Genomic DNA, 26750 nt, shown 5'->3' with positions numbered 1-26750 from the left:
AAGGAGAGATAGCCCGTGTTAAAAACGCTTAGAGACATAACTCAGGCTGTCGCTGCTGCCGACGATCTCTCCTCTGCTTTATCCTTATTGGTGCGCCAAACTAAGGCCGCCATGGCAACCCAGTGTTGCTCTATTTACATTCTCGAAGATAATCAATTAGTGCTCTCAGCGACTGACGGCCTAGATCCTCGTGCTATCGGGCAAGTTAAAATGCGCCTGACAGAAGGGCTCGTCGGGCTAGTTGCCGAGCGTGAAGAGCCTGTCAATCTTGCCGATGCGCAGTTACACCCTCGTTTTAAGCTGTTTTGTGAAGTGGATGAAGAAGACTTCCGAGCCTTTCTTGCCGTGCCTATTATTTATCAAAAATTGATCTTAGGTGTGTTGGTGGTGCAGCAGGCCGATGCACGACAATTTAGCGAGGCGGAGGAAGCCTTTTTAATGACTCTTGCTGCGCAATTAGCAATGACCGTTAGGGAGCAGCGCAAGAAGGCTGAAGTGAAGTCAGCGCCAGATAAGAGTGTTTATGCTGGGTTATCGGCAGCCGATGGTGTGGTCATTGCTAATGCCATGGTTATTGGTGGCGATATTGCTTTAGAGCAGAGTGATACGCTGGCTAATGATATCACCGCAGAGCTCGCCTTACTCGATAACGCTCTCATCACCTGCCGTAACGCTTTGAGCGTGCAATCTCAGCGCTTTGACGGCGAGAATGAGAAAGAGGTGCAGTCAATCTTCAGTGCCTTGTTACTGTTATTGGATGATAGCAGTTTAGGTGGGGAGTATAGCCGAGAAATCCAAGCTGGCTGGAGTGCCGTGTCTGCGGTGAGTCGAGTCTCTTTACGTTATATCGACCAATTTTTACAGATGCAAGATCCCTACCTGCAAGAGCGTGCCAGTGATATTCGTGACTTAGGTCAGCGGGTATTAAGGGAGTTGATTGAACCGCAAAAGATGCACATCGAACTCGATGTGCCGGTGATTTTGGTGACTAAAGAGGCCACTGTCACTATGTTGGCCGAGTTTCCCGAACACAAGCTCGTCGGTATTGTTACTGAGTTAGGTGGAGTGAATTCCCATGCGGCCATTTTAGCACGCGCATTTGGTGTGCCAGCCGTGATCGGTGTGGAAGGTATTTTAAATGCCGGAATAGACGGTAAACTGACGATCCTCAATGGAAGTAGAGGGCAAGTGATAGTCTCGCCCACGCTCACTTTAATCGAAGAGTATCGCAGCCATATTGCCGCTGAAAAAGCCCTGCAAGACCGTTATGCACAAGAGTTAGCTTTACCCGCCATTACGTTAGATCATACGCGAGTCCATCTCTACCTTAATGCAGGATTACTCAGTAGTTTGGCGTCGGAGATCGCCGAGGGTGCCGATGGTATCGGCCTGTATCGTACCGAAATTCCGTTTATGTTACAGAGCCGTTTTCCCAGTGAAATGGAACAAACTGAGGTCTATCGGCAGGTTCTTGAAGCTGCAGTCGATAAACCAGTGGTAATGCGTACTTTAGATGTGGGCGGTGATAAGCCCTTGTCTTACTTTCCCATTATCGAAGATAATCCGTTTTTAGGTTGGCGCGGTATACGTTTGACGCTAGATCATCCAGAACTGTTTTTAGTGCAGCTAAGGGCGATGCTTAATGCGGCAGGATCCAGTGAGCAGCTGCATATTTTGCTGCCTATGGTGTGTTGCCTCGATGAAATCGATCAGGCTATTGGTTATCTGGATCAGGCCTATTTAGAGGTGAAACAAGATATTCATCCCGCATTAGTTAAGCCAAAAATTGGCATAATGCTTGAGGTGCCGGCACTACTGTTTCAGCTTGAAGAGGTGGCTAAGCGAGTCGATTTCATTTCGGTCGGCTCCAACGACTTAACTCAATACTTGTTGGCCGTTGATCGTAATAATCCGAGGGTGAGTTCACTCTATGATTGTTATCATCCAGGTATTCTTAGAGCGTTAAAGCGAGCGCGACAAGAGTGCGATCACTATCAGCTACCTGTTAGTGTCTGCGGTGAATTAGCTGGTGAACCTATCGGTGTTATTTTGTTAGTGGCGATGGGGTTTAATCAGCTAAGTATGAATCAAGGCAGTTTAGCCAAGATAAATTATCTTATAAGACGAGTTTCTTATAAGGACTTAAGTGAATTGCTAGTGCAGGCCTTATCGCAGTCGAACGGCGTCGAAGTAAGGCAGCTCGTCACTGAGTTTCTTACTCGTAGGCAATTAGCTGAATTTGTTTAATACCGTCAAATTGCGCTGGTTAGGTGCCAACGAGCAGATTTCAATCTAGTCGTTTTTGATTTAAGCTATTGCTCTTCGATGGGCTAAGCAATAGAGATAAGATGTTAACCATATTTTTTAGTTGTGTGGCCCTCGGTGCATTTATCGGTTTTATGGCAGGATTATTGGGCATTGGCGGTGGGATCATTGCCGTGCCAGTCTTGCTCTATTTACTGCCTCAAGCCGGTATTGTGCCTGAGCATTTGACTCATGTGGCGATAGCAACCTCGCTCGCCGCAATTATCTTAACTTCTTTCTCTTCCGCTCGCGCTCATCATAGTCATGGTAATGTGCCTTGGTCATTATTAAAAATCATGCTACCAGGCTTTATACTTGGGGCGTTATTGGCAGGCTTTATTGCCACCTTGTTTGCCGCCGATACGTTAAAGCAGGCATTTGCTATCTTTGTCATCTTTATGGCAATTCAGATGATGTTTCCGTATAAAGCCCCGGCGGTGACTCGGCCATTGCCCCATCGCGCCGTGCTGTTTAGTGTATCGTTATTAGTTGCCATTATTGCTGCCTTAATGGGCATTGGCGGGGGCGCGCTATTAGTACCATTTTTATGTTGGTGTGGGTTACAGATCCGTCAGGCGATTGGGTTTTCGTCGGTAACAGGGTTAACCATAGCGCTGTTTGGTAGTGTCAGTTATGTCATTGCAGGTTGGGGAGAGCCTGGGTTGGCCGATTATACTTTGGGTTACGTTTACCTTCCGGCTTTAATCGGTATCGTCTCTACCTCTATGCTGACAGCTCCCTTTGGTGCTAAAGCGGCGAGTATCTTGCCAACGCCAAGGTTAAAAAAGATATTTGCTTTGCTACTCATGGTGATTGGATTGAAGTTAGCCCTGTAGTCACGGTCGAGAAATTAATTATTATTTGAGTTTGTTGGTTAGTGATAATCAACAGTTGTCTTTAGAGTAGGGAACCATGAAACAGTATTTACAGCTATGTAACCGTATCATCGATGAAGGGATTTGGGTTGAAAATGAACGTACCGGAAAACGTTGTTTAACCGTGATAAATGCCGATTTAACCTATCGTGTCGATGCTAATGAATTTCCGTTAATTACCACGCGTAAAAGTTTTTGGAAAGGGGCAATAGCTGAGCTCATTGGTTATCTGCGTGGTTACGATAACGCTGCAGACTTTAGAAAACTTGGAGCTAAAACTTGGGATGCTAACGCAAATGAAAATAGCGCCTGGCTTAATAACCCCTATCGTAAAGGTGTCGATGATATGGGCCGTGTTTACGGTGTGCAGGGGCGAGCGTGGCGTAAACCCGATGGTGGTAGTGTCGATCAGTTTAAAAAAATTATCGATAATTTAAGTCGCGGCATAGATGATAGAGGTGAAATTTTAAGTTTTTATAATCCGGGTGAGTTTCACATGGGGTGCTTGCGTCCTTGTATGCATACGCATAATTTCTCATTATTAGGTGACACCCTGTATTTAAATAGCTTTCAGCGCTCTTGCGATGTCCCCCTTGGGCTTAACTTTAATCAGGTGCAGGTATTTACCTTATTAGCCCTAGTCGCACAGATCACGGGTCACAAAGCTGGGGTGGCTTATCATAAAATCGTTAATGCACACATTTATGAAGATCAGCTTGAACTCATGCAAACGGTGCAACTTAAGCGTGAGCCGTTGGCATCACCCCAACTGATTATTAATCCTGATATCAAATCACTTCACGATTTGGAAACTTGGGTCACTATGGATGACTTTGAAGTGCAGGGTTACCAGCATCATGAGCCAATAAAATACCCATTTTCAGTTTAATATTTTCCAATTAACAGCGGAAATACTGAGGTAAAGCGCAAGACATAGTTCATTATGTCTTGCGCTTTTTTCGTTATGAGTGCGCAGAAACAAGACAAAAAACCATTTTTAGGATGATTTTGTTAATTATTGGCTTTTTTTTATGTATGTTCAGAGTTTGATCAGAAAATATTGATTCTAGGCATAACCTCTGATACATATAAATGCTCGGTATTTCCGATGTTTTATGCAGATGCAAACGATTATTCAGAATTCACATCTTCCGCTAGACTCAAAGGATTGTGTGTTTATGGAGTTTATATATGGAAAAGGCTATAAGAAATTTTCTAAGCCAAGAATCTGCTGGTGGTATCTTGCTAATTGCAGCTGTATTGCTGGCAATGTTAATGGCAAATTCGCCGTTATCAGAAATGTACCAAGGTTTTTTACATACAGAAATGCAAGTTCGGGTGGGTAACCTAGATATTAATAAATCCCTCACCCATTGGATTAATGACGGCCTGATGGCGTTATTTTTTATGCTTATTGGCCTTGAGGTTAAACGCGAGTTACTCGAAGGGGCACTATCAAGCAAAGAGCAGGCGGCATTACCAACATTTGCGGCGATTGGCGGCATGTTATTCCCAGCTGCTATCTATTTAGTATTTAATTTTAGTGACCCTATTACGCAATCAGGTTGGGCGATTCCGGCTGCGACTGACATTGCGTTTGCACTTGGGGTCATGGCGTTGCTCGGTAGTCGAGTACCAGTAGCGTTAAAGGTGTTTTTATTGGCGTTAGCCATTATTGATGATTTGGGTGTCGTGGTGATTATTGCCATGTTCTATAGCTCAGATCTGTCTACGATCAGTTTGTTGATCGCCGCTATAGCCATAATCGGGTTGGTGGCACTAAATCGTAAAGGAGTCACTAAAATACTGCCCTATGGTATTGTCGGACTGGTGTTGTGGATAGCGGTGCTTAAGTCGGGTGTGCATGCCACGCTGGCCGGGGTCATTATTGCCTTCTGTATTCCACTAAGAGCCAAAGACGGTAGTTCTCCGTCGGAAAAGTTAGAACATAATCTTCATCCTTGGAGTACCTTTATGATCTTGCCTATCTTTGCCTTCGCGAATGCTGGGGTTGACTTGTCAGGCATGAGCCTAAGCGATCTGTTATCGCCTGTTCCTGTCGGTATCGCATTGGGCTTGTTGTTAGGTAAGCCTTTAGGCGTGCTACTTTTTAGCTATGCGGCAGTAAAACTTAAGTTGGCGGTATTACCTGAGGGAATGGGCTGGCGTCATATTGCTCCAGTGGCAGTTATGTGCGGTATTGGTTTCACCATGTCGATGTTTATCTCCTCTCTAGCCTTTGTTGGCGATGGTCAAGTGTACGGTGATGTGGCGCGTCTTGGCATATTAACGGGATCGATTTTATCGGCAGTAATTGGTTACTTCTGGTTATCAAAAGTACTACCTGAGAAAGGAGAGAACTTATGAAAAAGCGACTGACTATATTAGGGTTAGGATTATCATTTGCCATGGTGGCTGGCGTTTCGGCATCGCAGATCCCTGCTTGCAATCAGGATGTCGAGAGTCCAGCTTGCCAGCATTACCTTGAGGGCGTCGTCGAAGGTGCTTTAATGTATAAGCCAAATAGCATGGGCCAGCGCCTCGAATCAAATGATTACGAGTCTCGGGCGCTTAAATACCGCAGTGGCAAACGTTTCCAACAAGCAAATCGTACCTATTGTGAGAGTCGTATTCCCGATCGTGAAGTCTTGGTTAGTGGCCTAAAAGAAGCTTTCGTTGCCGGGAATATTAATAATGAGGCTGAACTGACGGGGGTGGTGTTTAGCTTGATGGATTGCCAGCGTCTTAGGTAAGTTGAGTGAGTCTTTAACCTACCAATTTCCTTATCAGTAATATTGTTACGCACTCGTTTGGTTACCGGCTTTGATCGGTATCCAACGAGGTGTGCGGTATGATATAAACCCATGTTTTATCAATTTTGATATCGTCTCGCATTTATCGTATGCCTGGTTACTCGGGAGCGTGTGAAAGCGAAGACTGAGGTTAACCACGTGCTGACGACACACCTTAATTATAATCACCTCTATTATTTTTGGATGGTACACAAGAAAGGCTCAGTTGCGAAAGCTGCACAGGCTCTTTGTTTAACACCGCAAACGGTAACAGGGCAGATCCGTGTGTTGGAGGAGCGTCTAAAGGGCTGTTTATTTAAGCGTGTCGGACGCTCACTTGAGCCGACTGAGCTCGGTGAATTAGTGTTTCGTTATGCCGATAAGATGTTCAGCCTCAGTTACGAAATGCTCGATCGACTCAACTATCAAAAAGAAGACAATATTTTATTTGAAGTTGGCATAGCCGATGCTTTATCAAAAGCGTTAGCTAGTCGAGTATTGCTGTCTGTGGTGCCCTCCGATGGGTCGATGCGTTTGGCTTGTTTTGAATCTACACATGAAAGCTTAATGGAGCGATTACGTGAGCATAAGTTAGACATGATCTTGTCCGATTGTGCGGGTGAATCGTTAAAATACCCTGAGATCTTGTCGAAAAAATTGGGTGAATGTGGCATAGGTTTCTTTTCATCTGAGCGTTATAGTAAGCCTTTTCCCGCCTGTTTAGAGCAAGCTAAATTACTGATCCCAGGTAAACGTACCTCGCTTGGGCAACAGTTGCATCATTGGTTTGATGAAAACAACCTCAATGTCACCATCTTGGGCGAATTTGATGATGCCGCCATGATGAAAGCGTTTGGCTATTTTAAACAAGGGATTTTTGTCGCCCCCTCGATCTATAAACAAGATATCTTAGCCCATGGGATCAGTTTTTTGGGGGAAACTCTTGATATTAAAGAGGTCTACCATGTAATGTTTGCTGAGAGGATGATCCAGCATCCGGCGGTTAAACGCTTGTTGGCGACCGATTTTAGCGACCTTTTCGCCGGTAAAGACAGCCAAGTTGAACTGCTTTAAAGGGTGCCAGTATTACGGTGAGCTGATACACTAACAGCAATCATAATTAAGGGAGTAGTTGCGTGTCAGAACCAATGAACATTGCCAGAGTTAGGTGGGCATGCCGACGCGGCATGTTAGAGCTAGATGTGTTGTTTCAACCCTTTGTCGAAAGCCAATATGCAATACTATCAAACCAAGATAAAGCCAGCTTTGTGCGTTTGTTAGAATGCGAAGATCCTGAGCTATTTGCGTGGTTTATGGGTCACGAAGTGTGCCCAGATCCCGAGCTTGCTCAAATGGTCATTCAAGTTCGTGGCCGGCCAGCGCCATAATTTTAATTTATCCTCCTCCTTCGACCAGCGATTCGCGTTGGTCGTTGTTGCGGCCGTATGCTTCACTTCATTTCTGGCGTGGCCACCTGTCGATGTTATCTGGTTTATTGCCATTAAATGGAGTGCTATCGCTTTGGTGGTTGCTGTGTTTATTGGGTTATGGATTCGCCTTCAGCGTTGGTCTTTTTCCTTTTGGCTCGATGAGTCAGGTAACGCTGGTATTGGCAACAACGCTGCTATCTATACGTTAAAACGGCGCTGGATAACTCCGCTGATGGTACTGTTTGAGATGCACAAGGATGGCGATAAACACCTAGTGATGGTGTGGCGAGATATGTTGGACGACACAAGTTATCGTTACTTGTGTCGTCTGTTATTACGCTTTGGCTAATATGATAAGGGACTAAGCGATTTTGTTGGGCAATAAAATCGTGGGCTGTGGATTATCCGATTTTTCAGGGTGGTCGAGATTATAATGTAAGCCGCGACTCTCTTTACGTTCCATCGCGCAGCGAATAATGAGTTCAGCTACTTGCACTAAATTGCGCAGCTCAAGAAGATTGTTGCTTACTCTAAAGTTACTGTAATACTCCTGTATCTCTTGCTGGAGCATAGTGCAGCGTCTTAGCGCGCGTTCGAGTCGTTTATCTGAGCGAACAATTCCCACATAATCCCACATAAATAGTCTTAGTTCATGCCAGTTATGCGCAATCACTACCTCTTCATCAGAGTTAGATACTTGGCTTTCATCCCAGTGCGGAAGGTTCATCGGCATCGGGATTTTGTTAAGCTGACTGCTAATATCTTCAGCCGCCGCTCGGGCAAAAACCAAACATTCTAATAGCGAGTTACTGGCGAGACGATTGGCTCCGTGCAATCCTGTGTAGGCTACTTCACCTACGGCATATAAGCCGTTTAGGTCGGTCTGGCCGTGTAAATCTGTCATCACGCCACCACAGGTGTAATGCGCTGCGGGGACCACAGGAATGGGGTCTTTGGTGATGTCGATGCCCCATTCTAAACAGCGCTTATAGATGGTGGGAAAGTGTTTTATGACAAAGTCGGCTGGCTTATGAGTGATATCCAGATAAACGCAATCTGCGCCCAAGCGTTTCATCTCGTAATCGATGGCGCGCGCCACGATATCCCTTGGGGCCAACTCTGCGCGTTCATCGAAATCGGGCATAAAGCGTGAGCCATCAGGGCGTCGAAGATAAGCCCCTTCGCCTCGTAATGCTTCGGTGAGTAAAAAGTTACGCGCATCGGCATGGTACAAACACGTGGGATGAAATTGGTTAAACTCCATATTGGCTACGCGACAGCCCGAACGCCAAGCCATGGCGATACCGTCTCCCGAGGCAATATCGGGATTCGATGTGTATTGGTAGACTTTAGATGATCCACCTGTAGCTAGTGCGACAAAGCGGGCCTTGACCGTTTCGACATGTTCTTCATCTCGGTTCCATACATAGGCACCGAGTACCCGATTACCCGGGCGTTTAAGCTTGCGAGTGGTGATTAAGTCGATGGCGTTATAGCGTTCTAATACTTGGATATTTGGGTGGTTCATTACGTTTTCTTGAAGCGTAACTTGTACCTCTTTACCCGTGGCATCGGCGGCATGTAGGATACGACGATGGCTATGGCCGCCTTCGCGGGTCAAGTGATATGGTGCATTGCTATTATCACTGCCATCGGTACGCTCCTCTTTATCAAAGGCGACACCGCATTGAATCAGCCATTCCATCGCGCTTTTCGCATTTTTAGCAGTGAAGGTGACCACTTGCTCATCGCATAACCCCGCTCCTGCCACGAGTGTATCGGCAACATGGGATTCAATGGTATCCTCTTCATCGAACACAGAAGCGATCCCACCTTGGGCATAATAGGTAGAGCCTTCGTTAAGCGGCCCCTTGGAAAGTAAGATAACTTTCGTTTTTTCAGCCAGATGCAATGCTAAAGTTAACCCTGCAGCACCGCTACCGATAACCAAAACGTCAGATTGGTGTTCAACTACTTGTTTCATCGGGTATCATGGTAAGTCATGTGAGTATTGCTATGTTAAACCAAGATAGAAATTATGGATATGGGTTAGCCGTAGAAAATAAATTCATATTTGGCAATCTTTTTTAGAACTTTTTCAGTAAGCGCTAGTCTACATAGGTGAATATGATTCGAGCGACTGAGAAATCAGCATTTTAGATTTAGGAGTAGTCGGCTCGGATGAGTGGACAAATAAGTGATCAACAATTAGTTGAACGGGTACAGCAGGGAGATAAAAACGCTTTTAACCTCCTGGTACAAAAATACCAGAGTAAGGTCATCAATCTGATAGCTCGATATGTTCGAAATCAGGCCGATGTGGCAGATGTGGCTCAAGAGGCATTTATTAAAGCCTACCGAGCGCTGCCAAACTTTCGGGGCGAGAGTGCGTTTTATACTTGGTTGTACCGTATTGCAGTCAATACTGCGAAAAATCATTTAGTGGCCCAAGGGCGACGCGCACCGGCTAATGATGTCGATGCCGAAGATGCTGAATATTACGATGGCAGTGATGCGCTTAAAGAGTTCGCCTCTCCAGAGCGGTTGATGTTGTCTGAAGAGATTCAGAAAGTCGTGTTTGATACCTTGGATACCTTGCCACAAGAATTGAAGATAGCTATCTCTCTGCGTGAGCTCGATGGAATGAGTTATGAAGAGATAGCCAATGTGATGGAGTGTCCCGTTGGCACGGTAAGATCGCGTATCTTTCGAGCGCGTGAGGCCATCGACAAACAGTTGCAGCCATTGCTGGAACGTTAAATTGTTATCTCAGTAAACTAAATTTAAATGGGTGTTAAATGGATAAATTAGGTCAGGAATGGGTATCCGCTGCCGTCGACGGTGAAGTCGAAGAGCAGGTATTGGCTGAATTAGCGGCCGATACGGATTCACATGGTCAGTGGCGTGATTATCACATGATTGGTGATGCGATGCGTGGCGAGTTGCCAAAGATGGTCGATCTCGATCTGAGTGCCAATATTGCCGCCGCTATTGAAGCGGAACCCACGATCATCGCACCAAAACGTGTGGAACCAGCACAAACTGCTCCAGCAAGGAAGTCGGCAGGCATTATCCCCATGTTTAAACCGTTTGGTCAGTATGCCATTGCTGCTAGCGTCGCACTAGTCGCTGTTGTGGGAGTGCAAAATTATAACCAAACATCGGAGTTAGACTCATCGCCATTGCCCGTGCTAAATACTCGCCCCTTGGTCGGTAGTGCATCACCTGTGAGCCTTCAAACTGGGCCAGTGCAAAAAAACCAAAGTTTCACTAATGAGCAAGTAATGGAGCAACGTCACCGTATTAATACCTATATTCAAGATCATATGTTGCAACAGAGATTGAATAATAGTGTGAATATAGACGACAATAGTGATATCTCACCGATCCCGGTTAATCACTAAAAAGCTATTCTACTTATCGGCGGCCGCTATAATGCGCATGATGATAAGTATGATGTTAAGGAGTTAGCTTGCGTCTTATTTGGTTGGCCTTGTTAGTCCTCTCTCTTCCCGTCAGTGCACGGGAAGATATGTCCGCAAAAGCTTGGTTAGAAAATATGAGCCAAGCGCTGCGGACTCAAGAATTTAAAATGTCGCTGATCCATTTGCAGTCGGATCATATTCGTCCTCTCGTGTACATCCATGGCCAAGTGGAAGAGCAAGAAGTTGCTTTTCTTGAACATTTAAACGGCCCGCCTAAAAATGCGGTGCGTGTGGGCAACACTGTCACCTTTATTGAACATGATCAACCCGCTTACAGTGTAGAAGCCGATCGTATTCAAGGCGTATTACCCCCAGCGTTTGCCAATAACATCAGCTTACTCGAGCAGGGGTATCAGTTTGTGCTGGGCGGAAGAAGCCGCTTAGCCGGGCGTCCGAGTCAATTGGTGCGCATCATAGCTAACGATGATAATCGTTATAGCTATCAAGTTTGGTTGGATATGGATACCTACTTGCCGCTGCGCTATGACATGCTCAATCTTGATAAACAATTACTCGAACAGATATTAGTCGTTGAGCTCATCGTATTAGAAGAGGCGCCCACCATTTTACACGAAGCTTATAAACAACAATGGCCACCAGTGATGCCACAGCCAAAAAGAGAGCCGGGTAATAACTGGCAATTCAGTTGGTTACCTTCAGGTTTTACTATGATTCTTAAAGATAGTCATCGCCTGATAGGCAGTCACGAGGCGGTAGAGTACATTGCGCTCAGTGATGGTTTAACTCATATTTCTGTTTATGTAGCTAGAGCGCCTGAAACCGTGCTGCCTGATGAGTTAATGACTCGAAACGGCCTGTCTTTGGCTACTGAACGAGTCGGCAATGCTGAAGTAGTGGCGGTTGGTAAAGCACCCGTTGAAACTCTTTCACGTATTGCTAAGAGTATTACAATCGAGTGATGGCATTATGATGGAAGAAGTCGCGACCGTTATTCGTAACAATCATGACGGTTGGATAACGGTAGAAGTTAAGGTAAAAAATGCCTGTAATCACTGCGAGAGCAGTGAGTCTTGTGGTACATCCGCGGTATCTAAAGCTTTTTCGCCTAAGGTGCAGCGCTTTTCTGTACCAGCGAAAGAGTCTTACCAACCTGGCGAGTTAATAAAACTTGGTTTGCCCGAAAGTGTGTTACTAAAAGCTGCGGCTATTGTTTATTTGCTGCCTTTGTTAGGCTTATTTGTTGGCGCAAGCTTGGGCCGTTTTTTTATGCCCATACTTGATATTGCTGCTACCGAAGCGGTTGTGATAGGTTTCGGGGTATTGGGTGGCGTGGTAGCTTGGATGGTGGGGCGTCGTTGGGCCAAGCAGTTAGAGCAGGTTAGTCAACCTGTGATCATTGCACGAATTGGACAACGCATAGTGTGAACAAATTAGCTCGCTGCCAACGTTGATATTTACTTTCTCTGTATGATTCCAATTGGTATTAAGCCAGCAATCGGGTACAATTCGGCACTTTTAGATAATTTTCAACTTTAGAGTTTAGTCATTTCGCATAATGAAGCATATTAGAAACTTTTCGATTATTGCCCATATTGACCACGGCAAATCAACCCTTTCTGACCGTCTTATTCAAGAATGCGGTGGCCTGTCTGACCGCGAGATGGCAGCGCAAGTTTTAGATTCGATGGATCTTGAGCGCGAGCGCGGTATCACCATTAAAGCCCAGAGCGTGACGCTCGACTATAAGGCGAAAGACGGTGAAACCTATCAGCTTAACTTTATTGATACGCCCGGCCATGTGGACTTCTCCTATGAAGTCTCGCGTTCTCTGGCTGCTTGTGAGGGGGCTTTGCTGGTTGTCGATGCGGGTCAAGGGGTTGAAGCGCAGACCTTGGCTAACTGTTATACCGCACTGGAGATGGACTTAGATGTGGTCCCAGTGCTGAACAAGATTGACCTTCCACAAGCCGATCCTGAGCGTGTTGCCGAAGAAATTGAAGATATTGTCGGTATCGAAGCCACTGACGCCGTTCGCTGCTCTGCAAAAACGGGCATAGGTATTAGTGATGTATTAGAAACCATTGTCGCTAAAATTCCACCACCAGTAGGCGATCCAGATGCGCCTTTGCAAGCACTGATTATCGACTCATGGTTTGATAGCTACTTAGGCGTTGTGTCGCTAGTACGTATCAAGCACGGCAAGCTTAAAAAAGGCGATAAGTTTAAGGTGATGTCAACTGGACAGACCCATACCGCCGACAGAGTAGGTATTTTTACGCCTAAGCAAACTGACACGGGTGAGCTTAATACCGGTGAAGTGGGCTTTGTGATTGCCGGTATTAAAGAGATCCATGGCGCGCCAGTCGGTGATACTTTAACGCTAGCTAAAAATGGTGCCTTGGCACCATTGCCTGGTTTCAAGAAGGTAAAGCCTCAGGTTTATGCGGGGGTGTTCCCTATTTCTACCGACGATTATGAGAGTTTCCGTGATGCGCTTAATAAATTAAGCCTCAACGATGCCTCGTTATTCTTCGAACCTGAGACATCATCGGCATTAGGCTTTGGTTTCCGTATTGGTTACCTTGGTCTGTTGCATATGGAGATTGTCCAGGAGCGTCTTGAGCGCGAATACAATTTGGATTTGATCACCACGGCACCCACAGTGGTGTATGAAGTGGTCACCACCAAAGGGGAAACTGTTTACGTCGATAATCCATCGGATCTACCGCCGATGAACAACATCGAAGAGATACGCGAGCCGATTGTTGAAACTAATATTTTAGTACCTAAAGAATACTTAGGTAACGTCATTACCTTGTGTGTTGAAAAGCGTGGCATGCAAACCAATATGGTTTATCACGGTAACCAAGTGGCTATTACCTATGATATGCCGATGGCTGAAGTGGTTATGGATTTCTTTGATCGCCTTAAGTCGACCAGTCGCGGTTATGCCTCGCTGGAATATAATTTTAAGCGTTTCGAAGCTGCAGATATGGTACGCCTTGATGTCTTGATTAATGGCGATCGCGTCGATGCCTTAGCCATGATTTTGCATAAGTCGAACGTACGTTATCAAGGGTTGGCATTAGTGAATAAGATGAAAGAGCTTATTCCGCGTCAGATGTTTGATATTGCCATTCAGGCGGCGATTGGTAGCCAAATTATTGCCCGTTCTTCAGTTAAGGCGCTGCGTAAAGACGTTACCGCTAAGTGTTATGGCGGCGACGTATCACGTAAGAAGAAGCTGCTTAATAAGCAGAAAGAGGGTAAGAAACGCATGAAGCAAGTGGGTAACGTTGAAGTGCCACAAGAAGCCTTCCTCGCGGTACTCAAGCTAAATGAGTAATCACTGTTTACGTTAATAAATGTTAATAGTGATAGATAATGGGCGCCGCGGTTTGCGGCGCTTTCGTTGTTACAGTATAAATGAGCTATGTACAGCGTATGGCAAACTTGTCAGATGCGCAGATTCTCATTTGGCAGGAGTTTAGTTAGCTATGGCGGCTTATTTTTCCCTTATTTTAGTTTTGGTGACGCTCAGCAGCGGTTTAATCTGGCTGTTTGACAGTTTAGTATTAGCGCCTAAGCGTCAACAAAAGTTGGCGATGGCGCAAGCGACCCAAGCCGATATCAGTGAAGAAAGCGCTGAAAAAATTGTCCGTGAATCGGCAATAGTCGAAACCTCGCGTTCCATTTTTCCAGTAATCGCTTTTGTATTGATTTTACGCTCGTTTATTTATGAGCCATTCCAAATTCCGTCTGGATCTATGATGCCAACCTTGCTGGTGGGCGATTTTATTCTGGTTGAAAAATTCAGCTATGGATTAAAAGATCCGGTATGGCGCAGCCAGCTGGTTGACACCGGTAAACCAGAACGTGGTGATGTTGCTGTATTTAAATATCCTGAAAACCCTAAAATCGATTACATAAAACGTGTTATCGGCTTGCCAGGCGATCGCGTGGTGTATCGTAATAAAGAGCTTTATATTCAAAAAAGCTGCCCTGAGGGGGGAACCGACTGCCCTAAGCTGGAAAAAGTGGCGCGTGTTGGGGTAAATCAAGGGGAATTTAATCAAGATAATATCCCGTTATTACGCTACAAAGAACAGCTGGGTGATGTCACCCATGACATTTTGATCAACCCAGGTCGTGGCGAACCGACTTCTTTTTACTACCGCGAAAATAACCTTGCAGTGGGTGAATTTGTGGTGCCTGAAGGCCAATATTTTGTGATGGGCGATAACCGTGACAACAGTACCGATTCACGCTTCTGGGGCTTTGTTCCTGAGGCGAATTTAGTCGGCAAAGCGGTCGCTATTTGGATAAGTTTTGAATTTGAGCGTACCCCAGCGGACTTCTTACCCACATGGATCCCAACCGGGGTGCGTTTTAACCGTGTAGGTGGAATCGTTTAACATGGAGCCGATTAAAAATTTGCCTCGTTTGTGCAGAACATTAGGTTATGAATTCAACAATATAGCCTTGTTAGAGCAGGCATTGACTCACCGAAGCGCGGCGAGCAAGCATAATGAGCGTCTGGAATTTTTGGGCGACTCCATATTGTCTATTGTTATCTCAGACGCCTTATATCATCAGTTTCCTAAGGCGACCGAAGGCGATTTAAGCCGGATGCGCGCCACCTTGGTGTGCGGTAAGATGCTGGCCGAAGTGGCAAAAGAGTTTAAGTTAGGTGACTACCTAAAATTAGGTCCTGGTGAGCTAAAAAGTGGTGGCTTTCGTCGTGAATCGATTTTAGCCGATGTGGTCGAAGCTATTATCGGTGCAATCTATCTCGATGCCGATCTCGAGACCTGCCGCGCACTCGTACTAAACTGGTATAAGAGCCGCCTAGCGGTGATTGAACCCATTAATCAAAAAGATCCCAAAACCCTGCTGCAGGAACACCTGCAGGGCTTTAAAAAACCTCTCCCCTTATACAAGGTTGTCAATATTAGCGGAGAGGCCCATGCGCAAACCTTTACAGTTGAATGTAAGGTGGAGCAATTAGATGAAGCGGTCGTTGGCGTGGCCAACTCCCGTAGAAAAGCGGAACAAATTGCCGCAGCAGAAGTTTTGGAGCGTATCAAGCGATGAGTAATACCGAAAAGCCACAAGGCAATAATGAACCCAGTTTAGACGAGTTACTGTCTCGTATGAACAGTGGCGCCAGTGGCAGTCAATATGATGTGACATACTGCGGCATGGTAGCCATTGTCGGTCGCCCTAATGTGGGTAAATCGACCTTATTGAATAAGCTATTAGGGCAGAAGATTTCGATCACCTCTAAAAAGCCGCAAACCACCCGCCATCGTATTATGGGTATTCATACTGAAGGCCCTCGACAAGTGGTGTTTATTGACACTCCAGGTTTGCATATCGAAGAGAAGCGTGCCATTAACCGTTTAATGAATCGTGCGGCATCGAGCTCATTGGCCGAGGTTTGTCTGGTGGTATTTGTGGTTGACGGTTTAAACTGGACCGCCGATGATGAGATGGTGCTGAAGAAGTTACAAAGCCGTGATGATGGCCGTAAAACCGTGTTGGCCATCAATAAAGTCGATAATATCAAAGATAAAGAAGCACTATTTCCACATTTGCAAATGCTAGCTGCTAAATTTGAGTTTGATGAGATCTTACCTATCTCTGCCACTCAAGGCACCAATGTGCAGCGTATCATGGATATGGCGATAGAGTCTGTGCCGCAATCACCGCATTTCTTCCCTGAAGATTACGTCACCGACAGATCGCAAAAGTTTATGGCCTCGGAAATTGTCCGTGAAAAACTGATGCGCTTCTTAGGCGACGAGTTGCCATATGATGCCACGGTGGAGATTGAGCAATTTAAGATGATGGAGAATGGCGTCTACCAAATTAATGCCCTGATCCTCGTCGAACGTGAAACCCAAAAGCGCATGGTTATAGGTAATAAGGGTGAGCGAATTCGTACTATTGCCACCCAAGCCCGCTTAGATATGGAAGTGTTATTTGATAATAAAGTCTTCCTTGAGGTATGGGTGAAAGTGAAGTCGGGTTGGGCCGATGATGAGCGAGCGCTGCGTTCATTAGGTTATGGCGAAGATTAAGTCACCAATCTTAAACTGAATCAAAGGCCGAGATAGTCGATGGCAACTTAAGCTTGCGGTTGAGTATCTCGGCCTTTATTGTCATTAAATATCAATAATAGAGCAGGGCAGATGCAGCGAGGATATGTACTTCATACTCGTGCCTATAAAGAGTCGAGTGTACTGGTCAATTTATTAGTTGATGGTCAAGGTCGCATTGACTGCGTCGCTCGTCTTGGCAGTGGTCGCTCCTCGATAAAAAGCATTTTACAACCGTTCCAACCTTTGCTATTTGAGTTATCGGGCCGCAGTAGCCTAAAGAATCTTTATCAAGTCGAAGCTGCCAGCCCTGCTGTACCATTAAGTGGCGATGTGATGTTTGCAGGGTTCTATCTCAATGAGCTATTGGTGCGTTGTTTAGGGATAGCGCATGGTGCGGAGCAACTCTTTTTTGTTTACCATAAAACTTTGATGGCCATGGCGGCGGGATTTAGTCAGGCACAGTTGCGCTATTTTGAGGTGGAGTTACTCAAAGAGTTGGGGGTGATGCCTTCGTTAAATCTGGATGTAGATCATGCACCTATCGAAGCCGACTTTTATTATCGCCTGATGTCAGAAGAGGGCTTTGCTAGCGCCTTGGGGCCTAAATCGAATCATTATCGTGGTGAGATGTTATTGGCCCTTGAGACGGGGCAACTGCATCAAGATGACTTTAAGCAGGCGAAGCTGCTAATGCGCCAACTATTATCGGCTGTGCTGGGCGATAAGCCGCTTAAGTCACGCGCTTTATTTAATAAAGGCGTTAAAAAATCCTCTTATAGCAAGTAATTTGCAGTGCATCTTATGAGTTTCAACTGGTTTTTCCCTTGTAGCTTAGTACAATAAGCGCCAATCAATCATGCAACACTCTCTATCTGTAAAGGTTAAGGACACTTCATGGGCCGTATTCATTTGGGCGTTAATATCGATCACATTGCTACACTACGTCAGGCTCGTGGCACCAGCTACCCAGATCCTGTACACGCCGCCGCCGTCGCCGAGCATGCAGGCGCTGAGGGGATCACAGTGCACCTGCGTGAAGATCGTCGTCATATCTGCGATCGTGACATTTATTTGTTGGCTAAAACCATTAAAACCCGCATGAATTTCGAAATGGCAGTGACCGCTGAAATGCTCGACATCGCCTGTGAAGTTAAACCCACCTATGTTTGTCTGGTGCCTGAAAAACGTGAAGAATTGACCACAGAAGGTGGCCTTGATGTGGCGGGACAGATGGATAAAGTTCGCGCGGCAGTTGAGCGTTTAACAACAGAAGGTATCAAGGTGTCGTTGTTTATTGATGCGGATAAAACGCAAATTGATGCTACCGTTGCCGTTGGCGCGCCGGTAATCGAACTGCATACTGGCTGTTATGCCGATGCTGAAACGGATATTGAGCAAGCAAAAGAGCTGACTCGCATCACTGAGATGGCGGCTTATGCTCATGGTCAAGGTTTAGTGGTCAATGCGGGTCATGGTCTGCATTATCATAATGTTAAGCCGATAGCGGCGATCCCTGAATTGTATGAACTCAATATTGGCCATGCCATTATCGCCCGTGCGGCCATTGATGGCTTAGACAAGGCGGTGCGTGATATGAAACAGTTAATGGTTGAAGGACGTAACGGTCAGTAACTAAGGCCTTTTAGATAGATAAAATGATGGGGACTGGTGACGGATAAGTCCCCCATTGTCAGTGGTGAGTTGGATGGTAAGACAGACTTATTGGGGTGGGGATGATCGTCGGTTTAGGCACAGATATCGTTGAAATTGAACGTATCGAACAAAGTGTACCCGCTGGCGGCGACACAGAGGCGCTAGTAAAGTGTCGCCTAGCGAAGCGAGTGTTAACCCATGCAGAGTTAGCGATATTCATTAGCGCGACTCAGCCTGGTCGCTATTTGGCTAAGCGTTTTGCCGCCAAAGAGGCTGCGGCGAAAGCGTTAGGCACAGGGATTGGTCGCGGGGTGTCGTTTCAGCATATCGAGATAGCTAACAATGACAACGGTGCTCCTCTAATCAGTTTTAGTGGTGGCGCAGCCGATAGATTAACGGCGCTTGGAGGCGCGCATGCTCATCTATCCATCGCCGACGAAAAGCACTACGCTACGGCAACCGTGATTATTGAGTCTTAAGCGCAAGTTGCTGATTCATGATCAACAAGTAGTGTTTATGTGTAAGTGGTATAGTTTAGCGAGTCGTTAACGCCTTGAACTGCTGTCATTTAGCAGGCCTGTTAATTAAGTCAATAATACTTTATCGCTGCAATGAAACTTTGTTTCGTCCCTCTGCTTTAGATTGATAAAGCGCTCTATCGGCACGCGCAATGAGAGAAGCGACATCTTCTTTAGCGTGTAACTGTGCCACTCCCGCAGATATAGTCACGCCTTTAATTTTGGGATAGTCGATATTGGCTACGGCAATACGGCATCGTTCAACCAAACCATTAGCGGCATTGAGGTCGCAATTATCAAACAGTAACAGAAACTCTTCACCTCCCCATCGAATGACATGGTCGGTTAACCGCAGGCAGGACTTAATGGTTTCTGCGACTATTTGTAGTATTTTGTCGCCAGTAGGATGGCCCCATTGATCGTTAATGCTTTTAAAATGGTCGATATCAATCATCGATAATGAAAAAGGGGTGCCGTGAAGCGATTTCATAAAGTATTTTTCGATTTCGAGCTCGCCAGCACTGCGGATCAATACCCCTGTTAGTGCATCCAGTTTAGATATTTCTCTAAATGCTTGTTCATCTCTAACGCGCTCAGAAAGATCTTTACTAACGCTAATATAATGTGTCGTGTTGCCAATATTGTCTTTGATAGGCGTGATGCTTTGGTCTGAATAATATTGGCTGGCATTTTTGCGTTTATTTAAAAAAGTTGCCCTAAAGGTATTGCCCTTTAGTAAGGTGTCCCAAAGCTCTTGATAGAACTCCTGTTGATGTTCTCCGGATTTTAACATTGATGGTCGTTGGCCAAGAATGTCACTGTATGAGTAACCTGTTTGCGAGACAAATCCCTGATTTACATAATTTATGATGCCATTGGTGTCGGTGATCATCACAGAGTCTGGTGTGGTATTAAGCGCTTCCATTAGTATTTGCTCGGTATTATCTGAGACGATTTTATGGCTAACATCTTGTTGAATTGAGATAAAATGACTGACTTCCCCTGTGTCATCGAACACTGGAGATATGTTCCACTCAACATAATATGTTGATCCATCTTTTTTATAATTTACGGCAGAACCGTGAAAGTTTTGATTGTTTTTCAAACAGTGGCGTAGTTGGTTAATGACATTTGGACAGGTTAGTGGCCCTTGTAATATACGCGGAGACAGCCCCCTCAACTCATTAGCCTGGTAGCCAGTCATTTTACAGAAAGCGGGATTAGCATAAAGAATTTTGGTGCCAGATTTACCTAAATCGGCATCGGTAATTATTACTGCATTAACAGATTGCTCAACTCCCATCCTTAGCATGGTTAGTAGATCTGAGTTAGCTATGTCAGCTTTATCATTTAGCGCATTTAGCATAAATCTTCTCTTTCTCCTCAAAGGTGGTATGTGTAGAGAGCACATCTACATTATTAAGCTTACCTGTTGTAACAATCTTAACGGTTAAGTCATTAATTTTCTAGAATATTATCCACTCACATTCAAAATAATTTATGCCATGTAAATGGGGCGATAGTGTCATCTATGATGGCAAAAATTAGAACTATAAATAAAGTGTTATGTTCACCTTTTACGCTGCAACACTGGCAATCTTGCCCTATAAATAGGGAGGATTATGGAATGTGCTGTATGAAAAACGCGCTTACTCTACGAGTTTTCCTAATTGTTACTTTGCAAGCTATTGAAATAAATTAAGTATATCACCTTGTTAAGGAAAAGTTTTACGAGGGTAAACAAACAGGTTGTTTTGGTATGTATGACTAACTTTAAGCTGTTTTACGGTCAGTTATTGGTGAATTTGTTTTTATTTATCAGTGGTAAAACCTTAATTTTCTTGTTTAATAGAATGCAAATAGGTGTGGGTAAATATTCTGAGCTACATTGGATAGCTTGGTTTTGCTATTTCTACTCACAACGGAAACCATGGTGTTTCTCTGTTGTTAATTTTTAAGGGGTTAATGTTAACCTAGTAACTTTACTTAAAATGCGTTAGGTTACTTTGAATATGCCTATAGCATAATGAGTTAGCTAAATTAGCTCGTCGCACTCAAGTAATTATATAGCTTATGGTTGATGATAATGCTTACTTTCAAGATGATGCGATCCCATTACATGGAGTGTGTTGATGAAATCTGCGGTAGAACAGTTATCCACTTATAAAAGTGTTCATCTAAATCCAACCAATATTAAGACCCATTTTATCGGCGTGCCACTGATTATTTGGTCAGCATTTGTGATGCTCAACACCATTCCTATTACGTTTTTAAAATTAACTGAACCGACTCTGGTACTTAATGTGGCCGGGCTTTGTGCTGTTGGCGTGCTTATTTATTACTTTAAATTGCACGTGAGGTTGGCGCTTGGATTAACCTTATTCATCATACCTGTATTATTTAGCTCATATTATGTAGCTCAGATAGAGGCGGTTTGGATCATAGCTTTGAGTGTGTTTGTCATTGGTTGGGTGTTTCAGTTGATTGGCCACAAGTATGAGAAGGCAAAACCTGCTTTTATTGACGATTTAAATCAGTTGTTGATTGGGCCGTTTTTTTTGATGGCAGAGCTCTATTTTATGATGGGGTTTGAACAAGATTTGAATCAGGAGATAACTCCTCTGGCAGTGGCTAAACGTCGCGAACTCGAAAAAGGTGTGCCTACTGCATAATGGGTCAGCGTCATTTCTTCAATAACAAAGGCGCTCATTGAGCGCCTTTGTCTTATCGTTTAATCAAGGGTTAGTTTTTACCGACTTTAGGCAACTTATAATGCTGTGGCATCACGCGCACAGTCTTAATCATGTTCTCGCCAACTTCAACAATTTCAATTGGATACCCAAATATACGCATCGAGGTATTTGGCTCAGGAATATCTTCAAGATATTCGATAATCAAGCCGTTAAGGGTTTTGGGGCCATCGATGGGAAAGTGCCATCCCATCTCTTTATTCAAATCACGAATATTGATGGTGGCGTCGATAAGATAGCTGCCATCGGGTTGCTTATTGATATCTTCGCTGGGGGTGGTGACCATGGAAGTGGTGAAGTCGCCTACAATCTCTTCGAGAATATCTTCTAAGGTCACTAGGCCCTGGATATCGCCGTATTCGTCAACGACCAGCCCTATGCGTTCTTTGTTGCGCTGAAAGTTAGCTAATTGTACGTTGAGCGGGGTTCCCTCAGGAACAAAATAGAGCTCTTTAACCGCACGTAACAATGATGATTTACTAAATTGCCCCTTTGATTGCAATCGCAAGGCATCCCGTAAATGGACAAAACCAACGGCATCATCGATAGTATCGCGATACAGTAACACGCGAGTATGTGGGCTCTGGATCACTTGGCGGTTAATGCTCTTAAAGTCATCATTGATGTTGATGGCATACAACTCAGAGCGTGGGATCATAATGTCTTCGACGGTGACTTTTTCAAGATCCATAATCGAAAGCAGCATCTCTTGATGTCGTCTAGGGATCAAGGCTCCCGCCTCGTGTACCACAGTGCGTAACTCTTCTTGGCTTAAGGCATCATCTTCTTTAACCGATCGTATGCCCATAATATGCAAGATGGTGGAGGTAATTAAATTGACCACTTTGACCAGTGGCCATAGCACCACCAATAGCATTTTTAATAAGACGCTCGAGGGGAAAGCGATACGCTCTGGATGAAGCGCAGCAACCGTCTTGGGGGTGACTTCGGCAAATACTAGCACCACTAAGGTTAATGCTCCCGTCGCAATCGCAACGCCAATATCACCAAACAGGCGAATGCCCACAATGGTGGCAATTGCCGAAGCGAGAATGTTAACTAAGTTATTCCCTATCAGAATAAGACCGATGAGTCGGTCGGGCCTATCGAGTAGTTTAATTGCCCGCAGTGCACCTTTATGACCATTGTTGGCTAAATGACGGAGTCGGTAGCGATTAAGTGACATCATGGCGGTCTCAGACCCTGAAAAATAGGCTGAGATAATGATGAGTACGAATAGAATAATAAAAAGTACGCTGGTGGATATTGCGTCCAATCAGTGGCCCCACTATGGCGATAATTAAGAAAAAAGCGTTGAGGAGTAGTAAATACAGCGATTTGCCTGAAGAGTCAAGCTAACCCAAGGTACGCTTTGTCATGCGTAGCCTCAGGTAAACGCGATTACTGCGGTTATTGTAAAATGAGCTCTTTAACGATTCTGGCGCCAAAGTAAGCCAGTGAAAGCAGTATTGCACCACTAAGCGTGTAAGCCACTGCAGTACGGATTTTACAGCCAACCCAATATTGTTGAGCAAGCATGGCGATATAGGTAAACCAAGCCATGATCGATAAAATCGCCTTATGACCTTTACCTTCGGCAAACATGTCATCAAGGAAAATAAAGCCAGTGGCTAATGACAAACTCAGCAGCATCACGCCAATAATCACTAGGTGATAAAGTTGTTTTTCCACTGTCATCAAAGGAGGGATCGCAGGACTCAACATCAATTGCTTCTTTTTGAGCTTGTTTTGGATCATGGCGAGCTGTATTGCATATAGCGCAGCAATCATCAATGCGCTGTAGGCCATGAGCGACAATACTACGTGGGCTAATACTTCAGGGTAGAGTTCAAAATGGATGATAAATTCAGGTGGCAGTAACCAGAGTAAAGCGACCGAAATGACCGAGCAGGCATAGACAACCGGTACCACCACAATCACCTTGAGCCTAAACATTAAAATGGTAAAGGTGAATGCAATAATCCAATTAACCAAAGAGATAACGTTGGTTAGGCTAAAGTTTTGACCATCGCCAGTAAAGATGGCTTGATAAAGCGCGGCGGCATGCAATACCACTGCAATGCCTGCAAACCCTGCCACCGCTCGACGGTTAGGCCCTTGGGCATGAAACAGACGACTAACCACCAAGATAAGGGCGATACTATAGAAAAATATGGCTGAAGCCGAAAAAATGACCATCGAAAATTAACCTATCGTTATGTTAGCTTTCTGTGCGATATCAACCCACTTAGGCTGGGCTGTATGTTACCAAGTAATATCATTAGAATAACACGATCGATGCATAAATGGGCAGGGGCTTTACACACAAAAATTAGTCCTTTCTGAGCGTTACTCCTAAGTTTTGCGATTTTATTTTGTGGTAAGGCAAAAGATCGGCATCTATTACTTGAACAGTGCGGTAGCATAATCTCTATGCATGGTTATAATACTGGCCAATCATGTACATTCTAAACGGTAAAGAACGCGATAATGTTTGAGAACTTAACGGACAGATTATCACGTACCCTGAAGAACATCAGTGGTCGTGGTCGCTTAACTGAAGACAATATAAAAGAAACGTTACGCGAAGTGCGCATGGCGCTACTTGAAGCCGATGTTGCTTTGCCTGTAGTGCGTGCCTTTGTTAACAGTGTTAAAGAGCGAGCGGTAGGCCAAGAGGTCTCGAAAAGCTTAAGCCCTGGCCAAGCCTTTATTAAGATAGTACAAAGCGAGTTGGAAAACGCCATGGGCGAAGCCAACGAAGCGCTAAATCTATCGGCTCAGCCACCCGCAGTGATCATGATGGCAGGCCTTCAAGGGGCGGGTAAAACCACCAGTGTGGCTAAACTGTCTAAGTTTTTGCGTGAGCGCGAAAAAAAATCGGTACTTGTAGTCAGTGCTGACGTATATCGTCCTGCGGCAATCAAACAGCTTGAAACCCTAGCGGCAGAAGTTGAGGTTGAGTTTTTCCCGTCGGATGTCAGTCAAAAACCGATTGATATCGTAAACGCGGCAATGGCACACGCTAAGCTCAAGTTTATCGATGTCGTGATTGTCGATACTGCGGGTCGTCTGCATGTTGATGAAAGCATGATGGACGAGATCAAAGCGTTACATGCGGCCGTTAACCCGATTGAAACCCTGTTTGTTGTCGATGCGATGACGGGTCAAGATGCCGCCAATACGGCTAAAGCATTTAACGAGGCGTTACCATTAAGTGGTGTGATCCTTACCAAAGTCGATGGTGATGCACGTGGTGGTGCGGCCTTATCGATTCGCCATATTACAGGGAAACCGATTAAGTTTTTGGGTGTCGGCGAGAAGACCGATGCCCTAGAGCCATTCCACCCCGATCGCGTAGCGTCACGTATTTTAGGGATGGGCGATGTCCTGTCGCTGATTGAAGAAGTTGAGCGTGGCGTCGATAAAGAAAAAGCGATGAAACTGGCTTCCAAAGTGAAGCAGGGCGGAAGTTTCGATTTAGAAGATTTTCGTGAACAGCTACAGCAGATGAAAAACATGGGCGGCATGATGAACATGATTGAGAAGCTGCCCGGTGTTGGTCAACTTCCACCTGAAGCGCTCGCGCAAGTACAAGATGGTAAGATGACAGGTCAAATGGAAGCGATTATTAACTCTATGACACCTGGTGAGCGTAAGCGCCCCGATATTATTAAAGGTTCGCGTAAACGCCGTATCGCCCTTGGCTCTGGAACGCAAATTCAAGATGTTAACCGCTTACTGAAACAGTTCACCCAGATGCAAAAAATGATGAAAAAAATGTCGGGTAAAGGTGGCATGAAAAAAATGATGCGTGGCATGAGTGGAATGCTACCGCCGGGTATGAAAATGCCAGGCCGTTAACTAGGTCATTAATAGATAAAGATTTAACATAATTTATTGCGAAATAAGCGCCTTTCGTAGGCGTGTTATTAAGCGTTAAAAACGTTGCATTCGTCGCCGATTCAGGTAGAATCGGGCGGCTTTCTATCTGGGACTCTTCGCGAACACGGGGTTCCAGTTTTTATTTTTGCTTTATAAACAAGCAAACCATTAGAGGATAAAAGACGCATGGTTACCATTCGTTTAGCTCGTGGCGGCGCAAAAAAGCGTCCATTTTATAACATCGTAGTTGCCGATAGCCGCAACGCTCGTGACGGTCGTTTCATCGAACGTGTTGGTTTCTTCAACCCATTGGCCCGTGGCCAAGAAGAAACACTACGTTTAGACCTAGAGCGTGTTAAGCACTGGGTTTCTAACGGTGCTGCTACTACTGATCGTGTAGCAAAATTGATTAAAGACGCTAGCAAAGCTGCTGCTTAATAGCGTTAAGGTATAGATTAATGAGTAGTCACCAAGAACCTGTCGTACTGGGCAAATTAGGCTCATGTCACGGCATTAAAGGTTGGTTGAAGATCACTAGCTATACCGATTCTGTCGAAGACATTTTTAACTATTCACCTTGGCTGATTAAAGAACAAGGTGAATGGCGCGAGGTTAAGGTCGAACAGTGGCGTTTTCAAGGTAAGGCGTTAATCGCCGAGCTTGAAGGGGTTAATTCGAGAGACCGAGCGCAAATGCTCACTAACTGTGAGATTGCCATTCCTGCAGAGTTGATGAAAGCGTTGCCAGAAGACGAGTTCTATTGGCGTGACCTAATTGGCTGTAATGTAGTGAATACCAAAGGCTATAACATGGGTAAAGTCGACCAGATCGTGGAAACAGGATCAAACGACGTACTCCTTGTAAAAGCTAACGCTAAAGATGGCTTCGGCAAAACGGAACGTATGATTCCTTTTGTGACCGAGCAATTCATCCTTGAGGTGAATTTAGCAGAGAAACAAATTTTAGTGGATTGGGATCCGGACTTCTAAGTCG

27 protein-coding genes are annotated in these 26750 nt (G+C 45.0%); 23 read left to right on the top strand and 4 right to left on the bottom strand.

From position 1 onward, the window contains the following. Nucleotides 1-15 precede the first annotated feature (15 nt). The 8 genes from ptsP (at nucleotide 16) to DN599_RS05495 (ending at nucleotide 7750) form a co-directional block, all read left to right on the top strand. Nucleotides 16-2247, top strand: coding sequence for a phosphoenolpyruvate--protein phosphotransferase (gene ptsP, locus DN599_RS05530; RefSeq protein ID WP_110456607.1), 2232 nt, complete (start codon nucleotides 16-18; stop codon nucleotides 2245-2247). 101 nt (nucleotides 2248-2348) lie between these two features. Then, nucleotides 2349-3140 (top strand): sulfite exporter TauE/SafE family protein, encoded by a 792-nt coding sequence (locus tag DN599_RS05525; protein WP_110456606.1) that lies wholly within the window; start codon nucleotides 2349-2351, stop codon nucleotides 3138-3140. Between the two features lie 76 nt (nucleotides 3141-3216). Beyond that, nucleotides 3217-4068, top strand: coding sequence for a thymidylate synthase (locus DN599_RS05520; RefSeq protein WP_110456605.1), 852 nt, complete (start codon nucleotides 3217-3219; stop codon nucleotides 4066-4068). A 302-nt stretch (nucleotides 4069-4370) separates the two neighbouring features. Further along, nucleotides 4371-5546 (top strand): Na+/H+ antiporter NhaA, encoded by a 1176-nt coding sequence (gene nhaA / locus DN599_RS05515; RefSeq protein WP_110456604.1) that lies wholly within the window; start codon nucleotides 4371-4373, stop codon nucleotides 5544-5546. Continuing rightward, complete coding sequence (locus tag DN599_RS05510) at nucleotides 5543-5932, top strand: hypothetical protein (RefSeq protein ID WP_420820847.1); 390 nt, start codon at nucleotides 5543-5545, stop codon at nucleotides 5930-5932. The genes nhaA and DN599_RS05510 overlap by 4 nt, the downstream gene beginning before the upstream one ends. A gap of 171 nt (nucleotides 5933-6103) precedes the next feature. Next, nucleotides 6104-7045 carry a transcriptional activator NhaR gene (gene nhaR / locus DN599_RS05505; RefSeq protein ID WP_373317381.1) on the top strand — a complete coding sequence of 314 codons (942 nt, stop codon included), beginning with the start codon at nucleotides 6104-6106 and terminating at the stop codon, nucleotides 7043-7045. A gap of 74 nt (nucleotides 7046-7119) precedes the next feature. Continuing rightward, nucleotides 7120-7359 carry an FAD assembly factor SdhE gene (locus DN599_RS05500; protein WP_110456602.1) on the top strand — a complete coding sequence of 80 codons (240 nt, stop codon included), beginning with the start codon at nucleotides 7120-7122 and terminating at the stop codon, nucleotides 7357-7359. 37 nt (nucleotides 7360-7396) lie between these two features. Continuing rightward, nucleotides 7397-7750: a protein YgfX gene (locus tag DN599_RS05495; protein WP_162599152.1), complete on the top strand. Its 354-nt coding sequence runs from the start codon at nucleotides 7397-7399 to the stop codon at nucleotides 7748-7750. Nucleotides 7751-7762: 12 nt separating this feature from the next. On the opposite strand, the gene nadB is transcribed toward DN599_RS05495, so the two are convergent. Beyond that, nucleotides 7763-9385, bottom strand: a complete 1623-nt coding sequence (nadB, locus tag DN599_RS05490) for an L-aspartate oxidase (protein ID WP_110456600.1) — start codon at nucleotides 9383-9385, stop codon at nucleotides 7763-7765. A gap of 197 nt (nucleotides 9386-9582) precedes the next feature. Here nadB and rpoE point away from each other — a divergent pair, with 197 nt between their 5' ends. The 11 genes from rpoE to acpS all read left to right on the top strand — a co-directional run bounded on the left by rpoE (nucleotide 9583) and on the right by acpS (nucleotide 19083). After that, complete coding sequence (rpoE, locus tag DN599_RS05485) at nucleotides 9583-10161, top strand: RNA polymerase sigma factor RpoE (protein ID WP_110456599.1); 579 nt, start codon at nucleotides 9583-9585, stop codon at nucleotides 10159-10161. Nucleotides 10162-10199: 38 nt separating this feature from the next. Next, nucleotides 10200-10805, top strand: a complete 606-nt coding sequence (locus DN599_RS05480; RefSeq protein WP_110456598.1) for a sigma-E factor negative regulatory protein — start codon at nucleotides 10200-10202, stop codon at nucleotides 10803-10805. 68 nt (nucleotides 10806-10873) lie between these two features. After that, nucleotides 10874-11806, top strand: a complete 933-nt coding sequence (locus tag DN599_RS05475; protein ID WP_110456597.1) for a MucB/RseB C-terminal domain-containing protein — start codon at nucleotides 10874-10876, stop codon at nucleotides 11804-11806. 7 nt (nucleotides 11807-11813) lie between these two features. After that, entirely contained in the window at nucleotides 11814-12272 is a 459-nt protein-coding gene (locus DN599_RS05470; protein WP_110456596.1) for a SoxR reducing system RseC family protein, read from the top strand. A 130-nt stretch (nucleotides 12273-12402) separates the two neighbouring features. Further along, entirely contained in the window at nucleotides 12403-14193 is a 1791-nt protein-coding gene (gene lepA, locus DN599_RS05465) for a translation elongation factor 4 (RefSeq protein WP_110456595.1), read from the top strand. Nucleotides 14194-14344: 151 nt separating this feature from the next. Then, nucleotides 14345-15262, top strand: coding sequence for a signal peptidase I (lepB, locus tag DN599_RS05460; RefSeq protein ID WP_110456594.1), 918 nt, complete (start codon nucleotides 14345-14347; stop codon nucleotides 15260-15262). Between the two features lies 1 nt (nucleotide 15263). Beyond that, nucleotides 15264-15941 (top strand): ribonuclease III, encoded by a 678-nt coding sequence (rnc, locus tag DN599_RS05455; protein ID WP_110456593.1) that lies wholly within the window; start codon nucleotides 15264-15266, stop codon nucleotides 15939-15941. Beyond that, on the top strand, nucleotides 15938-16930 hold the full coding sequence (gene era / locus DN599_RS05450) for a GTPase Era (protein WP_110456592.1): 993 nt from the start codon (nucleotides 15938-15940) through the stop codon (nucleotides 16928-16930). Before rnc ends, era begins: the two co-directional genes overlap by 4 nt. 111 nt (nucleotides 16931-17041) lie before the next feature. Beyond that, nucleotides 17042-17737, top strand: a complete 696-nt coding sequence (gene recO / locus DN599_RS05445; protein ID WP_110456591.1) for a DNA repair protein RecO — start codon at nucleotides 17042-17044, stop codon at nucleotides 17735-17737. Nucleotides 17738-17845: 108 nt separating this feature from the next. Beyond that, nucleotides 17846-18583, top strand: coding sequence for a pyridoxine 5'-phosphate synthase (gene pdxJ / locus DN599_RS05440; protein ID WP_110456590.1), 738 nt, complete (start codon nucleotides 17846-17848; stop codon nucleotides 18581-18583). A gap of 101 nt (nucleotides 18584-18684) precedes the next feature. Next, nucleotides 18685-19083: a holo-ACP synthase gene (gene acpS, locus DN599_RS05435; protein ID WP_110456589.1), complete on the top strand. Its 399-nt coding sequence runs from the start codon at nucleotides 18685-18687 to the stop codon at nucleotides 19081-19083. 121 nt (nucleotides 19084-19204) lie between these two features. Here the strand turns inward: acpS and DN599_RS05430 are convergent, their stop codons facing one another. After that, nucleotides 19205-20488, bottom strand: coding sequence for a sensor domain-containing diguanylate cyclase (locus DN599_RS05430; protein ID WP_162599151.1), 1284 nt, complete (start codon nucleotides 20486-20488; stop codon nucleotides 19205-19207). Nucleotides 20489-21254: 766 nt separating this feature from the next. Between DN599_RS05430 and DN599_RS05425 the strand changes: the two genes are divergently transcribed. Then, on the top strand, nucleotides 21255-21794 hold the full coding sequence (locus tag DN599_RS05425) for an Mpo1 family 2-hydroxy fatty acid dioxygenase (RefSeq protein WP_110456587.1): 540 nt from the start codon (nucleotides 21255-21257) through the stop codon (nucleotides 21792-21794). 70 nt (nucleotides 21795-21864) lie between these two features. Here DN599_RS05425 and DN599_RS05420 read toward each other — a convergent pair whose 3' ends face one another. After that, entirely contained in the window at nucleotides 21865-23148 is a 1284-nt protein-coding gene (locus tag DN599_RS05420; RefSeq protein ID WP_110456586.1) for an HlyC/CorC family transporter, read from the bottom strand. A 134-nt stretch (nucleotides 23149-23282) separates the two neighbouring features. After that, nucleotides 23283-24071, bottom strand: coding sequence for a cytochrome C assembly family protein (locus DN599_RS05415; protein ID WP_110456585.1), 789 nt, complete (start codon nucleotides 24069-24071; stop codon nucleotides 23283-23285). 291 nt (nucleotides 24072-24362) lie between these two features. Between DN599_RS05415 and ffh the strand changes: the two genes are divergently transcribed. The 3 genes from ffh to rimM all read left to right on the top strand — a co-directional run bounded on the left by ffh (nucleotide 24363) and on the right by rimM (nucleotide 26746). Then, nucleotides 24363-25736, top strand: a complete 1374-nt coding sequence (ffh, locus tag DN599_RS05410) for a signal recognition particle protein (RefSeq protein ID WP_110456584.1) — start codon at nucleotides 24363-24365, stop codon at nucleotides 25734-25736. A 207-nt stretch (nucleotides 25737-25943) separates the two neighbouring features. Then, the gene (gene rpsP, locus DN599_RS05405; protein WP_110456583.1) at nucleotides 25944-26195 is read left to right on the top strand and encodes a 30S ribosomal protein S16; all 252 of its coding nucleotides are present in this window, start codon (nucleotides 25944-25946) and stop codon (nucleotides 26193-26195) included. Between the two features lie 20 nt (nucleotides 26196-26215). Next, a complete protein-coding gene (gene rimM / locus DN599_RS05400; RefSeq protein WP_110456582.1) occupies nucleotides 26216-26746 on the top strand; it encodes a ribosome maturation factor RimM in 531 nt (176 codons plus the stop codon). Nucleotides 26747-26750: the final 4 nt, after the last annotated feature.

This window comes from Shewanella algidipiscicola, assembly GCF_900380485.1.
Taxonomy (GTDB): Bacteria; Pseudomonadota; Gammaproteobacteria; order Enterobacterales; family Shewanellaceae; genus Shewanella; species Shewanella algidipiscicola.
This window is presented reverse-complemented; position numbering and strand designations above follow the sequence as displayed.

Coding starts and splice junctions, on each gene's coding strand:
- rnc (WP_110456593.1), top strand. CDS start 15,264: ATGGAGCCGATTAAAAATTTGCCTCGTTTGTGCAGAACATTAGGTTAT.
- recO (WP_110456591.1), top strand. CDS start 17,042: ATGCAGCGAGGATATGTACTTCATACTCGTGCCTATAAAGAGTCGAGT.
- DN599_RS05470 (WP_110456596.1), top strand. CDS start 11,814: ATGATGGAAGAAGTCGCGACCGTTATTCGTAACAATCATGACGGTTGG.
- era (WP_110456592.1), top strand. CDS start 15,938: ATGAGTAATACCGAAAAGCCACAAGGCAATAATGAACCCAGTTTAGAC.
- rimM (WP_110456582.1), top strand. CDS start 26,216: ATGAGTAGTCACCAAGAACCTGTCGTACTGGGCAAATTAGGCTCATGT.
- nhaA (WP_110456604.1), top strand. CDS start 4,371: ATGGAAAAGGCTATAAGAAATTTTCTAAGCCAAGAATCTGCTGGTGGT.
- lepA (WP_110456595.1), top strand. CDS start 12,403: ATGAAGCATATTAGAAACTTTTCGATTATTGCCCATATTGACCACGGC.
- DN599_RS05430 (WP_162599151.1), bottom strand. CDS start 20,488: ATGCTAAATGCGCTAAATGATAAAGCTGACATAGCTAACTCAGATCTA.
- pdxJ (WP_110456590.1), top strand. CDS start 17,846: ATGGGCCGTATTCATTTGGGCGTTAATATCGATCACATTGCTACACTA.
- acpS (WP_110456589.1), top strand. CDS start 18,685: ATGATCGTCGGTTTAGGCACAGATATCGTTGAAATTGAACGTATCGAA.
- DN599_RS05480 (WP_110456598.1), top strand. CDS start 10,200: ATGGATAAATTAGGTCAGGAATGGGTATCCGCTGCCGTCGACGGTGAA.
- DN599_RS05510 (WP_420820847.1), top strand. CDS start 5,543: ATGAAAAAGCGACTGACTATATTAGGGTTAGGATTATCATTTGCCATG.
- nadB (WP_110456600.1), bottom strand. CDS start 9,385: ATGAAACAAGTAGTTGAACACCAATCTGACGTTTTGGTTATCGGTAGC.
- ffh (WP_110456584.1), top strand. CDS start 24,363: ATGTTTGAGAACTTAACGGACAGATTATCACGTACCCTGAAGAACATC.
- DN599_RS05500 (WP_110456602.1), top strand. CDS start 7,120: ATGAACATTGCCAGAGTTAGGTGGGCATGCCGACGCGGCATGTTAGAG.
- rpsP (WP_110456583.1), top strand. CDS start 25,944: ATGGTTACCATTCGTTTAGCTCGTGGCGGCGCAAAAAAGCGTCCATTT.
- DN599_RS05415 (WP_110456585.1), bottom strand. CDS start 24,071: ATGGTCATTTTTTCGGCTTCAGCCATATTTTTCTATAGTATCGCCCTT.
- DN599_RS05525 (WP_110456606.1), top strand. CDS start 2,349: ATGTTAACCATATTTTTTAGTTGTGTGGCCCTCGGTGCATTTATCGGT.
- rpoE (WP_110456599.1), top strand. CDS start 9,583: ATGAGTGGACAAATAAGTGATCAACAATTAGTTGAACGGGTACAGCAG.
- DN599_RS05520 (WP_110456605.1), top strand. CDS start 3,217: ATGAAACAGTATTTACAGCTATGTAACCGTATCATCGATGAAGGGATT.
- DN599_RS05425 (WP_110456587.1), top strand. CDS start 21,255: ATGAAATCTGCGGTAGAACAGTTATCCACTTATAAAAGTGTTCATCTA.
- lepB (WP_110456594.1), top strand. CDS start 14,345: ATGGCGGCTTATTTTTCCCTTATTTTAGTTTTGGTGACGCTCAGCAGC.